Here is a 14,728-nt window from a genome sequence, read left to right on the forward strand (position 1 = left end):
ATGAAAATCGCCTTATTTCCAGGTTCATTTGATCCAATTACCATAGCTCACGTAGATATTTTAAAAAGAGCATTGCCCTTATTTGATAAAATTGTGGTAGGTATTGGTTTAAATAGCTCAAAGCAAAATTTTCTATCTGCAGAAAAAAGAGAGGAAATGGTAAAAACTATTTTTTCAGGAAATGATAACGTTGAAGTTCAGCTTTACGAAGGTTTAACAGTAGATTTCTGTAGAAAAATTAAGGCGAAATACATGGTAAGGGGCATTCGTTCTGCATCAGATTTTGAATATGAAAGGGCAATTGCACAAATCAATCAGACCATGATGCCAGAAGTAGAAACCATTCTATTGTTAAGCAAACCGGAATATTCAGCTATTAGCTCAACCATTGTAAGAGATATTTTAAGAAACAATGGAGATGTGAGTCCGTTTGTCCCGAAAGAAGTGATTGAGTTTTTATAGGGGGTTTAAACCAAACTTTCTGCTGCTAAAACATCCAAAATTAAAGGATAAGTATTATTCATTTTGGCCTTGATCCCATCTGGACCAACCCAAGAAGCCGTTGTAATTCCTTCATCAGTTTGAGGAATCAATTTTGGTTTTCCCTTTACAAACATTTTATACCAACTTGTCCGTTTTAAAATCACTTTACCATTTATCTCATAAATGTGATAGGTTTTGCATAAACGTTCTTCACGTTTTTCAATTTTTACACCGCACTCCTCTTCTACTTCCCTAACCGCTGCAACTTTAACTTTTTCGTTTTTTTCTACTTTACCCTTTGGCAAGTCCCATTTTTTGTTTCTAAAAATGAATAGAAATTCGCCCTTGGCATTTTCTACTAAACCACCAGCCGCTTTAATAATGGTTAGTTTCTTTTTAATAGTTTCGAATAGTTCTTTGGGGTTTTTACTTATTAAAATAAAGTCTTTACTACTTCGCTTTTTTAAGTTTTTGTAAAAAGATAGAAAGTCAAAATCAGCAGTATCTAATTGTTCAATTTTTGATATTTGTTTGGGCATAACACCAGTAACCAACAAGGTGTTATTATTGATATAAATTCGGTAGTTCTTCATAATAGTAGCTCTCATAACAGCGTCATATCCTAAATACAAGAACAAATGTTTTTGTTTAAATTTTATATCAACTGTAAGTTTTAAAAGTATTAAAAAAATATGAATTGAAAAGCGCATTAGATAAAGAAAGCCAATTAAATAAATTAAACAAGAGCATTTTAAAGCAATCATCTATATCTCAATAAGTTGAACTTAATAGTTTTAAGTAAATCTGTTTTGTGTGGGAAACTTAGCATTTAGATTAAGATAAATTGATTATTTTTGGAACATGTATAATAAAAGTGATATTGAATTAAAGGTAGCTGAATTTTTATTACAAATTAAAGCCGTTAAACTACAACCAAATAACCCCTTTACTTGGGCTTCAGGCTGGAAATCGCCAATTTATTGTGATAACAGGATTACGCTATCTCATCCTCCAGTAAGAACATATATCCGACAGAAATTAGCACAGCTGATACAAGAAGAATATGGTGCTGTTGATGTAATTGCAGGTGTTGCTACAGCTGGTATTCCGCAAGGTGTTTTAGTTGCACAAGAATTAGGTTTACCTTTTATTTATGTGAGAGCTAAAGCTAAAGAACACGGTACCGGAAGTTTAATTGAAGGAGAAATAGTGGAAGGGCAACGTGTAGTAGTAATTGAAGACTTAATCTCTACAGGAAAAAGCAGTTTACAAGCAGTAGATGCCTTACGTGCTGCAGGTTTATCTGTTGCTGGATTAGTTGCTATATTTACTTATGGTTTTGACAAGGCCGATGAAAATTTTGCCAGTGCGAAATGTAGGTATTCGACATTATCAAATTATACATCTTTGATCAGTTATGCTGCTGAACACAGTTTTATTCCACAGGGTGAAATTGATTTATTGAACAAGTGGAGACAAAATCCATCAGAATGGGGACAAGAAGAGGTCTTAAAACCCTAAGTCCTGAGTTTGGGTTTGGAAGTTGAATTGACATTAAAATAAAATTATGACCATTATAGAAAGTACTACAGAAATAAATTTACCTATAGATAAGGTTTATAATTTTTTGGAAGATTTAAATAATCATCAACAATTAATGCCCGAGAATATTTACAACTGGTCTTCTACTACAGATGAAGCAAGTTTTACTATTCAGAACATGGCTAAATTGGCAATCAAAATATCTAGTCGTGTGCCTAATAGCGAAATTATAGCTATTCCGACAGAAAAACCACCATTTGATGTAGAATTGAAATGGACAGTTAGCCCTAATGATAATGGCGGAACGACTGCAAAACACATACTTTCTGCAGATTTAAACATGATGATGAAAATGTTAGCGGCTGGCCCACTTCAAAAATTGGCGGATTACCAGACAAATAAACTGAAAGAAGTTTTAGGGTAATAATACTAGTAATAATTTAAAACACCATCAGGTTTTGATGGTGTTTTTTTATGACTTCGATTTTAAGGTGAAGCTACTCTTGTTCTTTAATTCATTTTTAATACCTTAGTTAATCAAATATTTCAAAATGACTTCATCCAAATTCTTAAGTCGAATTACCTTTTTGCTTTGTTCGCTTTCTTCTTTTAGCACTCTTGCCCAATCTCCAATAAATTTAAAAACAGAATATTTAGTTAATCCAATTGGGTTAGACAATCCAAATCCTCGTTTTATTTGGCAAATGGACGACAAAAGAATAGATGCTAAGCAAACAGCCTATCGCATTTTAGTGAATACCGATTCACTTGCTTTAACGCACGGAAAAGCGACACAATGGAATACTGGATGGTTGCAAACAAGCGCTTCATTAAAAACTTATGCTGGACAATTACTAAAACCTTTTACTAAATATTATTGGCGAGTTGACATTGCCGACAAAAACAATATAAAATCTACCAAAGTAAAAATTGCAAGTTTTGAAATAGGTATGATGAATGAGAAAAATTGGCAAGGCTCGTGGATTTCAGACAATCAAAATCCAGCAATAAAGCCTGCTCCTTATTTCCGGAAAACATTTGAAACCATAAAAAAGATAAAATCAGCTCGGGCGAACATTGCTGCTGCTGGCTTATACGAGCTTTCCTTAAATGGAGAAAAAGTTGGCAATCACAGAATGGATCCAATGTACACTCGTTTCGATAGGAGAAATTTATACGTTACTTATGATGTGACCAATCAATTAAAAAATGGCAAAAACGCTATTGGGGTTTTGTTGGGCAATGGTTGGTATAACCATCAATCAACAGCAGTTTGGGATTTTGAAAAAGCCCCTTGGCGCAATAGGCCAACTTTTTGTTTGGATTTGAGAATCACTTATTCTGATGGCACAATTGAAACCATCAAATCGGGAAAGGATTGGAAAACTGCTTTAAGCCCTATTATTTTCAATAGCATCTATACAGCCGAACATTACGATGCTAGATTAGAACAAAATGGTTGGAACGAAGTTGATTTTGATGACAGTAAATGGAAGCGTGTGATTTATCGCTCTGCGCCATCAGATAAAATAGTTGCCCAGGCTTTACATCCAATTAGAAATATAGAAGAAATTAATGCTAAAAGCATTAAGAAATTTAATGATACCACTTACCTATTTGATTTGGGAAGGAATATTTCTGGCGTAAGTAAAATTAAACTAAATGGCCCAACAGGAACTGTAGTTAGGTTAAAACATACAGAGCGTTTATATGCAAATGGCAGGGCAGACATGTCTAATATTGATGTACATTATCGCCCAACAGATGATAAAGACCCTTTCCAGACTGACATTTTAATTTTAAGTGGTAAAGGCGAACAAAGTTTTATGCCTCACTTTAATTATAAGGGCTTTCAATATGTGGAGGTCAATTTAAGTCAGCCTGTAGACCTAAAAAAAGAAGATTTAGTAGGTTATTTTATGCACAGCGATGTTCCGGTAGCTGGAAGCGTAAAAGCATCTGACCCATTGATAGATAAAATTTATTACGCTACTAATAACTCCTATTTATCGAACCTTTTTGGTTACCCAACTGATTGTCCGCAACGCGAAAAAAATGGGTGGACAGGTGATGCGGCTATTGCCATAGAAACTGGTTTATATGGATATGATGGCATTACAATTTATGAAAAGTGGCTGGCCGACCATAGAGATGAGCAACAACCAAATGGAGTTTTACCATCAATTATCCCAACTGATGGTTGGGGTTATGAGTGGGGAAATGGACCAGATTGGACCAGTACAATTGCCATTATTCCTTGGAATATTTATCGTTTTTATGGCGATACCAAAATATTAAAAGACAATTATGAGAACATCCGCAAATATGTAAATCACATTGACGAAACCTACCCTACTGGCTTAACATCTTGGGGCTTGGGCGATTGGGTACCCGTTAAGTCTGTTTCGCCCGTAGAGCTAACGTCAACCTGTTACTATTATGCAGATGTTGTCATTTTGGCTAAAACAGCTAAAATTCTAGGTAAAACCGATGACTATAAAAAATACACAGCATTAGCTTTAAAAATCAAAAATGCATTTAATGCTAAGTACTTAAATAAAACTACTGGCATTTATAATACTGGTTTGCAAACAGAATTAAGCGTTCCCCTATTTTGGGGCATCGTGCCAGAAGAATCAAAAGCCTTGGTAGCAGAAAATTTAGCTAAAAGAGTTGAAGCTGATGGAATGCATCTAGATGTTGGCTTGCTCGGCACGAAAGCCATTTTAAATGCTTTGAGCGAGAATGGTTATGCAGAAATTGCTTACAAAGTTGCCTCAAAAAAAACGTTTCCTAGTTGGGGTTGGTGGATTGCCAATGGCGCAACAACACTATATGAAAACTGGCCAATTGATGCCAAATCGGACATATCGATGAATCATATCATGTTTGGAGAAATTGGAGCTTGGTTATATAAAGCACCTGGCGGCATCAAGCCGGATGACAACCAACCTGGGTTTAAAAATGTAATCCTACAACCATACTTTGTTGAAGGATTAACTTCTTTTGAAGCCACTCACGATGGTCCTTACGGGAAGATTGTTTCATCTTGGAAAAGAACCCCTAAAGGAATAAACTATAAGGTGTCTATTCCCGCAAATTCTAGCGCAACAGTGAAATTAGCTATGGCAAGGGGATTAACAATTACCGTTAATGGAAAAGTAATGCCAAGTGGAACTTTTGATTTGCAAGCTGGAGAATATCTAATTGAGCTGAAATAAACTATTGAAGGTTGGTGGGGACACCAACCTTGGAGCTACTTCCTTGAGGGCTACTTCCTTGGTTGGTATCCCCACCAACCAATAATCAAATACCTTAAATAGCTATGCTAATGAAATATTTTACCTTTTTAATTTGTCTGTTTTTTTTAACAAATACCTTTGCTCAAAAAGTTAAAACTGGCAACGAACGCGTTACAGAATATGTAAGTGCCAATAGAGTTTTGTGGAAGGCTGGTCTTGTTAAAAACGAAGCTCAATTATTAAAAACTGGAACCGGACAAGCAGATGTAAGCAATAAAAGTATTTGCATTTTAGAGAATAAAAAAGAAGGTAAAGCAAGCATACTCTTAGATTTCGGTAAAGAGCTACAAGGTGGCGTTCAAATTGTAACTGGTATTTGGGGTGGAAATAAACCCATCAAAATTCGGTTAAGGTTTGGAGAATCTGCAAGTGAGGCCATGTCTGATATTGGTGGGAAAGGTGGAGCAACAAACGACCACGCCATTAGAGATTTAGAAACCGTTTTGCCTTGGCTGGGCATTGCCGAAATTGGAAATACTGGTTTTAGGTTTGTAAGGATTGATTTAGTTGAAGAGGATATTAAATTGGTATTAAAAGAAGTTAGGGCAATTGCCAAATACCGAGATTTAGTTTATCAAGGTTCATTTAATTCTAGTGATACCCTACTCAACAAAATTTGGAAAACCGGGGCTTATACAGTCCAGCTAAATATGCAAGATTATTTATGGGATGGCATTAAACGCGACAGATTGGTTTGGGTTGGAGATTTAAACCCAGAAATATCTACCATCAATGTTGTTTTTGGTTATAATGAGGTAGTACCAAAATCATTAGATTTTGCAAAAAACACAACACCTCTACCAGAATGGATGAACGGAATTAGTGCTTATTCCATGTGGTGGATTATTAATCAAAGAGACTGGTATTACCACAATGGAAATTTAAAATATCTGCAAGAACAGCAAGCTTATTTAACGCCATTAATAAATCAGTTAATTCAAAAAATTGATAAGGACAATAGGGAGAAGCTTGATGGACAAAGATTTTTAGATTGGCCATCTAGCGAGGATCCAAAAGCTATTCATGCTGGCTTGCAGGCAATGATGGTTTTGGCTTTACAAGCAGGTGGTGATTTATCAACTAAATTAGGAGATCTTTCAACTGCTAAAAAATGTACGGATGCTTTAATCAGATTAAAGAAATATATTCCGGCACATAATAACTCGAAACAAGCTGCAGCTTTGCTGTCATTGGCCAAATTATTGGATGCCAAACAAGCTAATCAGGTTCTGAGTGATGGAGGTGCAAAAAATTTCTCTACCTTTTTTGGTTATTACATGTTGCAAGCTAAAGCCAATGCTAATGATTATCAAGGTGCGATAAATATTATTCGCGAATACTGGGGAGCAATGTTAAATCTTGGTGCTACTACCTTTTGGGAAGACTTTAATATGGATTGGACAAAAAATGCAGGCAGAATTGATGAATTGGTTCCTGATGGAAAAATTGACATTCACGGCGCCTATGGTGCTTACTGTTATATAGGTTTTAGACATAGCCTTTGTCACGGTTGGGCAGCTGGGCCAACACCTTGGTTAACCGAGCATGTTTTAGGTATTTCGGTTGTCGAGCCCGGCTGTAGTGTCGTTCGCATTAAACCAAATTTGGGCGATTTGAAATTTGCAGAAGGTTCCTTTCCTACTCCAATGGGATTAATTAAGGTTAAACACCAAAAAATGGCTGATGGAACAATTAAATCTATCATAGATGCACCAAAAGGAATTAAAATTTTGAGATAAATTGTATTTAAGATTGGAAAAATAGCACAAGTGTTCTGAAGAGAAAATTAAACACATAGGCACATAGTTGACACAAAATAAAATGTTCAAATCTATGTGTTTAGAAATAAGGCTTTAGCCACAGCCCAAGAACTACTGCTTTTGTTATATAAACCTTATTGAAATGGAGAGCCTCATTTTTTCAATGAGCTTGCAATGGAAAGAAGGACTGCACTGGCCAAAAAATTACAACCACTGATTTTCTAAACTTTAAATATTCAGCCAAATTTTCAGTATAAATTACTTATTTACAGTCATTTAGTCTTAAAAAATAAATTCTTACAGACAAAATTTCCGAATAGTGGAGTAAAAGACCTATGGCATTTGTTTTGAATAAAAGGAAGATATGAACTTCAACAACTTTACAATCAAAGCACAAGAAGCTATTCAAAAAGCTTCTGAAATAGCGCAGGGCAATCAGCAACAAGCTATTGACACTGCACACATATTAAAAGGTTTGCTAACTGTTGATGAAAACGTAGTTTCTTACGTGTTAAAGAAACTAAATGTAAACCTAAACACAGTTGAGCAAAACTTAACTACAGCTATAGAAAAACTACCAAAAGTGACGGGTGGTGATGTTTATTTGTCAGCTAACGCCAATTCGGCTTTGCAAAAAGCAACTTCATATTTAAAGGAGTTTAAGGATGATTTTGTATCAGTTGAGCACTTACTATTAGGCTTATTGGCGGTTAATGATGCCACATCTAAACTACTAAAAGAACAAGGTGTTAACGAAAGGGACCTCAAAAAAGCAATTATAGCGTTACGTGGAGACAATAGGGTAACCGACCAAAATGCAGAAGCCACTTATCAGGCTTTAAATAAATATGCCCGTAACTTAAACGAGTATGCAGAGAGCGGAAAATTGGACCCTGTTATTGGTCGTGATGAAGAGATTCGTCGTGTAATTCAGATCTTATCTCGTAGAACGAAAAACAATCCGATTTTAATTGGAGAGCCAGGTGTGGGTAAAACTGCTATCGCAGAGGGTATTGCATTTAGGATTATTAAAGGTGATGTTCCTGAAAACTTGAAAAGTAAAACGGTTTATTCATTAGATATGGGCTCGTTAATTGCAGGCGCAAAATATAAAGGTGAATTTGAAGAACGTTTAAAAGCTGTAGTTAAAGAAGTAACGCAAAGCGATGGCGATATTGTTTTATTTATAGACGAGATACATACCTTAGTTGGTGCGGGTGGCGGTGAAGGCGCAATGGACGCGGCAAATATTTTAAAACCTGCATTGGCCAGAGGAGAGTTAAGGGCAATTGGTGCAACTACCTTGGATGAATATCAGAAATATTTAGAAAAAGATAAGGCTTTGGAGCGTCGTTTTCAAAAAGTAATGGTTGAAGAACCTGACACACAAGATGCGATTTCTATTTTGCGTGGTTTAAAAGAACGTTATGAAACTCACCACAAAGTGAGGATTAAAGATGAAGCAATTATCGCTGCCGTAGAAATGAGCCAAAGATATATTGCTGATCGTTTTTTACCAGATAAGGCCATTGATTTAATGGATGAAGCTGCATCGAAATTGCGTATGGAGATGGATAGTGTTCCGGAAAATGTTGATGCTTTAGACCGTGAAATTATGCGTTTAGAAATAGAACGCGAAGCCATTAAAAGAGAAAAAGACGATAAAAAAGTAAAAGAACTTTCTCAAGATATCGCCAATTTATCTGCAGAGCGTGATGAATTAAAAGCAAAGTGGCAAGGTGAAAAAGACTTGGTTGATGCTGTTAATAGTCAACTAGAGCAAATTGAAGCTTATAAACTAGAAGCAGAACAAGCAGAACGCGCTGGAGATTATGGCAGAGTTGCCGAAATCCGTTATGGAAAAATTAAGGAGGCGCAAGATAAAGTTGAAAAACTGAAAGTTGATTTAGAAAGTCAGCAGAGCGAAAGCAGGATGCTTAAAGAAGAAGTTACTGCAGATGATATTGCCGGTGTGGTTGGGCGTTGGACAGGTATTCCTGTTACGAAATTGATTGCCAGTGAGCGTGAGAAATTATTGAACTTGGAAGATGAGTTGCACAAACGTGTTGCTGGGCAAGATGAAGCAATAGAAGCCATCTCAGATGCCATTCGTAGGTCTAGAGCAGGTTTGCAAGATAAACGTAAACCAATTGGTTCATTCATTTTCTTAGGGACTACTGGTGTTGGTAAAACAGAATTAGCAAAAGCATTGGCTGAGTTTTTATTTAATGATGAAAATGCAATGACTAGAATTGACATGAGTGAATATCAAGAAAGACATGCTGTTTCTAGGTTAATCGGAGCGCCTCCAGGCTATGTAGGTTATGATGAAGGTGGGCAACTAACTGAAGCTGTTCGTAGAAAACCCTATTCGGTTGTGTTGTTAGATGAGATAGAAAAAGCGCATCCTGATGTATTTAATATCTTGTTGCAAGTATTGGATGATGGTCGTTTAACAGATAATAAAGGCCGTGTAGTGAATTTTAAAAACACGATTATTATCATGACATCCAACATTGGTTCGCATTTAATTCAAGATAACTTCAAAAAATTAGATGATGAAAATCGAGAGGAAGTAATTGCAAAAACGAAGAATGAGTTGTTTGAATTATTAAAACAAACCATTCGCCCAGAGTTTTTAAATAGAATTGATGAACTTATTATGTTCACTCCTCTTCAACGAAGTGAGATTAGAAACATAGTTGATTTACAATTTAAGCACGTACAACAAACATTAGCAGAAATGGGCATAACTATGGAAGCAAGTGTTGAAGCGCTAGATTGGTTGGCAGAGTTAGGTTATGACCCTCAATTTGGTGCAAGGCCATTGAAAAGAGTAATTCAGAAAAGAATTTTAAATGAATTATCTAAGTCTATTTTAGCTGGAAAAGTAGATAAAGACAGTAAAATAAAGCTGGATATGTTTGATCATCAGTTTGTGTTTTTGAATGAGAATGAAAAATAAAAGAAAGCCCCGAAAAAAATCGGGGCTTTTCTTTAGTAGTTAATTATACAAAGTTTCTTTAAATTGGCTATCGTCAATTCCGTAAACAACCTTTCCATTTGTTCTAGGGCTTAATGCAGTTACACTTAAAGTTTGTTTGGTTTTAAGGAACTGCATTAAACCTTTGTCGTCATTCTTATCTTTACAGCTCTATAAGGTGCAATTTTCTATAAACAGGTAATCTGTTAAATAAAATTAATTGTAGGGTATTGTAGGCATCTTGTCCGAAACCTTCTCCAGAAAAGTGTCAACTGAAGATTAAAAACACATTGGGATGATGTTTTGATATGTTATAAATCAGTTCCCCTGTTTTGTATATCCTGATGATTCTTTATTATTACCTGTTCCCTCTTTTTGGTTAATCTAACTTTCTTTTGATCTACCCAATACACTTTGTGCCACTAGAATTGTTTTTCTATCAGCGTTGGGCTGGAATGGCAAATGGTGTTTTTAAACAGTGCTTACGTTTGCTTAATAATTAAAAACAATGTTTTTTAACGATAAATATTAATGCCTAAATACATTTTTTTAACCTGCAGTTTAAATCAATTAGTTGCTTTAAATTATCAGTATTTAAGTATTACTTTTGGCTGCTTATAAAAAAAATACCTATGAAAAAAATTTTTACAGGCTTCCTGATACTATCAGCAAGCTACATTAATGTAAGTGCACAAACAGATGCTTACAAAGGAAAAAAAGATTTAAGGTACCATATTGGTGCAAATTTACAAAAACTGGGAACTGGTATAATAACCTCTTTAGATTACGGTCTTGGCGAAAGTTTTTCTATCGGTGCCCAAGCCGGGTACACTTTAGGTGTTAAAAAGATATCAGGACTAGACAAGGCAGGATTTGGTGATCGATTTGATTTAAAAGCTAGGTTCACTGCCAATCTTGGCAGTGTAATTGGTTTGCCCTCAAATATTGATGTTTACCCAGGTTTAAATTTAGGTTTAAAAAACTTTGGGGGCCATGTTGGAGGAAGAGTTTTCTTTTCTAAGGGTTTCGGACTTTTTACAGAAGCACAGTTCCCAATTGCAAAGTACAACTCAGATGCTAGTAATTATGAAAAATTGAATAACCAATTTTCATTTAACCTAGGTGTTGCCTTCGATTTAGGAAAATAAAGAAACATTTTAACTTAACACATTGATAATCATCCTCAAGTTATATTGAGGATGATTTTTTTTATCTTGATTTCCAATAGATTAACTTATTTTTCAGTTACAAAACTAAAATAATAGTTATTATTTGTTTTTTTATTATTATCATTGATATACACAAAAAACAACACACAAATGAAATCTAAACTATTAATCATGGGCGTATTATGCGCCACCGCGTTCACAGCTAACGCACAAACAAAAGGCACTAATGCTTTAAGCTTTGGAGTAAATGTAAATACAGAAAAGTACAAAAGTCCTGGGGGAGAAAATGAAACAAAGGTAAATTCTTATTCAATTGGTTATGGCAATTTCATTAAGGATAATACGAAAATTGGTTTTGATCTAAATTATTCAAAATCCGAAAATTCGAATGGCATTTACAATAGTGACATAAAGAACTACGGGGGTAATTTAACTTATCAAAAATATTTTCCTCTTGTAAAAACCTTATTTGCCTATGCGGGTGGACGAGGAGGCTATAACTATGGAAAACAAGAAAATACCAGCCCATCTCAAGTGACAGCATATACTAGCAATACTTATAATGTTGGTGCATTTGGAGGTATAACTTGGTTTCTATCAAAGAGATTTGCATTTGAAACTAGTTTATTATCTGCAAATGCTAGTTATACTAAAACAGAGCAAAAAGAGAATTCATCAGGCAATACATTTGATTATAAACGCACTTCTTTTAATTTAAGCAGCGAAGGTTTTATTAATAATCTAGGTTTTAAGATTTATATCTTATTTTAATTTTCAACAACCACAACAAAGCCGCTGTATTCGATAAATCAGCGAATCAGCGGCTTTTTATTCCCGATTTATACTTCTCTAAATAAATCGTATTTTAGTTTCACAATCACTAATGAATGCTGAAACATCGACATCTACTACTTTTGTTTTCTCTTTTTTTGCTTACTAGCTTAAATGAATTCAGCTATGCGCAAACAAATGAGCTTAACTCAAAAATTATCAATGAATACGATAAGATTAGAGAAATAGCGCCAAGAGAGAAGCTATACATCCATTTCGATAAATCTATTTATTTACCAGTAGATACAATTTGGTTTAAGGGTTACTTAGTAAATACAACGTTAAATAATTCCTCAGCAATTAGCGGCTTAATTTATACAGAGTTGATTAATGCAGATGGTGAAGTTGTGCAAACCCTAGCATTGCCTACCATTCTAGGATTAACTTGGGGAGCATTTCCTCTTAAGGAAGAAACTTATCCGCCAGGCAATTATACCTTTAGAGCCTATACCAATTGGATGCAAAATTTTGGGGACACCTATATATTTAAAAAAGAAATTAAAATTTTAAACCTCGATGCCGATCAACAAGCTATAACTCAAAACGGAAAAAACGCTTCGAAGAAAAACATAACTAACCAGCTAACAAATACAAGAAATAAGCAAGAAATAGATATTCAATTTTTACCAGAGGGAGGCTCTTGGATTGCTGACCTACCTCAAAAAATGGCTTTTAAAGCAATTGATAAATCAGGAAAAGGCATTAAGATTAATGGAGAAATTTTCGATTCTAAACAAAATAAGGTTACCGATTTCAAGTCCAACACACTGGGAATGGGCTATTTCACTATGTTTCCTAAACTAGATGAAACTTACACTGCAAAAGTTAACTTTCAGAATGGTTTAGCAACAAAAAATCTTCCAAAAGCCACTGCAAAAGGTACAATCATAGCACTTCGAAGTAGTAAGAAATCTGATTCACTAATAATTACCGTAGCTTCCAGTTTATCAAACCAGCCGTTAACATTAATTGGACAATCAAGAGGGGTAATATGCTTTACAGCTAACATCAATGCTAATGATGTTGGAAGAACAGTAAGAATAACTAAAGATATTTTCCCAACAGGTGTTTCTCAAATTTTGTTATTGGATGATAAAAAACAAATTCTAAATGAAAGAAACTTCTTCCTTAACCTCAATGATGAGTTAAAGGTCAATATCTCATCAAGCTCTTTAACCTATAATGTAAGAGACAGCATTCCGATTCACTTAAAAGTTTCAGACTATTTAAATAATCCTGTAGAGGCTTCTTTTTCAATAGCAGTTACCGATGATAATCAGGTATTAAAAGATAGTCTAAGTGAGAATAACATTCTAACTTATCTACTAATGACTTCAGATTTAAAAGGTGAAGTAGAAAACCCAGGATATTATTTTCAAAACCAAAGTGATGAAATATATAATGATTTAGACGCCTTAATGTTAACACAAGGATGGGTAAGTTACAATTGGGACATTACCAAAAAACCACTTTTAAAAGCCGAAAAAGAGTACACAATCAGCGGAAGAATCATTAACATAATGAACAAACCTAGTCCTCATGCAAAAATCATTTTATTGGGCAAGAATAAAACAACGATGATGTTAGATACATTGACAAACCAAAACGGCGAATTTGTATTTGATAAGCTACCTCTTATGGATAGTGCTTCGTTTGTTATCCAAGCACTAAACGCTAAAGGAAAAAAAGGAACATTGGGAATTACTGTAAATGAGTTTGTAAGGGCTCCATTTATACTACCAAAGAAAAGCTACATTGAAAATAACGAAGTTATAGATAGTATTGTTGCCCAACAAATTGATGCGAAAAATGAGGTTTATAAAGCAGCATTAAAAAGTGGCATTTCTTTAAGAGAGGTTAAAATAACAGGCAAAAAAATAATTAGGGGTTCTAAAAATTTAAATGGTGCTGGTGAAGCTTCTCAAACTTTAACTGAAGAAAACCTAAGCCAGATTCCTAAAAAATCACTTTATGATGCCTTAGCAGAAAAAGTAAAGGGGTTTAGAGAAGGCATGCGAAGAAAATCTAATATCAGAGATTATTTTGTAAATGGAGATTTGGCAAGATTTATTTTTGATGGAGTTGAAATAGATTTTTTCTTCTCACCAACAGGATCACCTGGTGGAGATGAATATTATCATTTTGTTAAAGGATTTCTAGATTATTATAATGCAGAAGATATTAGAGGTATTGAAGTTTTGTCTAACGGTTATTCATTCAGATATAAGAATCAGTTCATGGAGCCTTTAGATGATAAAACATACTCATTTATCGAAATTACCACTAAAACAGGAGCTGGTCCCTTTTTAAAAAAATCAGCAAATATGTATCTCATTAAGCCATTAAATTATGGTAATAATAAGGTTTTTTATAGTCCGAAATATAATAGCACAAATAAAAAAGAAAAACTACCAGATTACAGATCTACCATTTATTGGAACCCGAATGTTTTAACTAATGTTAATGGAGAAGCTGATGTTTCTTTCTTTTCCGCCGATAAAAAAGGAACATATACCGTGTGGATTGAAGGTATAGATACTAAAGGCGGATTGGGTTTGAGAAGGATGAGGTTAACCATAAAATAAAATCGAACATTTAATTTAGGTTTACAAAAAAGCTTCCATATTACCTGTATATCAATAATTTATAAAAAAAATA

Annotated in this window: 10 protein-coding genes; 9 read left to right on the top strand and 1 reads right to left on the bottom strand. The window is 34.5% G+C overall.

Annotated elements, in window-relative coordinates; genetic code table 11:
* Positions 1–462 carry a pantetheine-phosphate adenylyltransferase gene (gene coaD / locus EZ428_RS16455; protein ID WP_131554279.1) on the top strand — a complete coding sequence of 154 codons (462 nt, stop codon included), beginning with the start codon at positions 1–3 and terminating at the stop codon, positions 460–462.
* Between the two features lie 5 nt (positions 463–467).
* Here coaD and EZ428_RS16460 read toward each other — a convergent pair whose 3' ends face one another.
* Complete coding sequence (locus EZ428_RS16460) at positions 468–1,091, bottom strand: NUDIX hydrolase (RefSeq protein WP_225871081.1); 624 nt, start codon at positions 1,089–1,091, stop codon at positions 468–470.
* 253 nt (positions 1,092–1,344) lie between these two features.
* Between EZ428_RS16460 and pyrE the strand changes: the two genes are divergently transcribed.
* The 8 genes from pyrE to EZ428_RS16500 all read left to right on the top strand — a co-directional run bounded on the left by pyrE (position 1,345) and on the right by EZ428_RS16500 (position 14,655).
* Positions 1,345–2,004, top strand: coding sequence for an orotate phosphoribosyltransferase (gene pyrE, locus EZ428_RS16465; protein ID WP_131554280.1), 660 nt, complete (start codon positions 1,345–1,347; stop codon positions 2,002–2,004).
* Positions 2,005–2,050: 46 nt separating this feature from the next.
* On the top strand, positions 2,051–2,449 hold the full coding sequence (locus EZ428_RS16470) for an SRPBCC family protein (protein ID WP_131554281.1): 399 nt from the start codon (positions 2,051–2,053) through the stop codon (positions 2,447–2,449).
* 127 nt (positions 2,450–2,576) lie between these two features.
* Positions 2,577–5,246 carry a glycoside hydrolase family 78 protein gene (locus EZ428_RS16475; protein ID WP_131554282.1) on the top strand — a complete coding sequence of 890 codons (2,670 nt, stop codon included), beginning with the start codon at positions 2,577–2,579 and terminating at the stop codon, positions 5,244–5,246.
* A gap of 110 nt (positions 5,247–5,356) precedes the next feature.
* A complete protein-coding gene (locus EZ428_RS16480; RefSeq protein ID WP_131554283.1) occupies positions 5,357–7,066 on the top strand; it encodes an alpha-L-rhamnosidase-related protein in 1,710 nt (569 codons plus the stop codon).
* A gap of 385 nt (positions 7,067–7,451) precedes the next feature.
* Positions 7,452–10,052, top strand: a complete 2,601-nt coding sequence (gene clpB, locus EZ428_RS16485) for an ATP-dependent chaperone ClpB (protein ID WP_131554284.1) — start codon at positions 7,452–7,454, stop codon at positions 10,050–10,052.
* Between the two features lie 650 nt (positions 10,053–10,702).
* A complete protein-coding gene (locus EZ428_RS16490) occupies positions 10,703–11,218 on the top strand; it encodes a DUF6646 family protein (protein ID WP_131554285.1) in 516 nt (171 codons plus the stop codon).
* Between the two features lie 171 nt (positions 11,219–11,389).
* On the top strand, positions 11,390–12,010 hold the full coding sequence (locus EZ428_RS16495) for an outer membrane beta-barrel protein (RefSeq protein WP_131554286.1): 621 nt from the start codon (positions 11,390–11,392) through the stop codon (positions 12,008–12,010).
* Between the two features lie 158 nt (positions 12,011–12,168).
* Entirely contained in the window at positions 12,169–14,655 is a 2,487-nt protein-coding gene (locus EZ428_RS16500; protein ID WP_165501802.1) for a hypothetical protein, read from the top strand.
* Positions 14,656–14,728 lie beyond the last annotated feature (73 nt).

The organism is Pedobacter frigiditerrae (assembly GCF_004331645.1).
Classification (GTDB): domain Bacteria; phylum Bacteroidota; class Bacteroidia; order Sphingobacteriales; family Sphingobacteriaceae; genus Pedobacter; species Pedobacter frigiditerrae.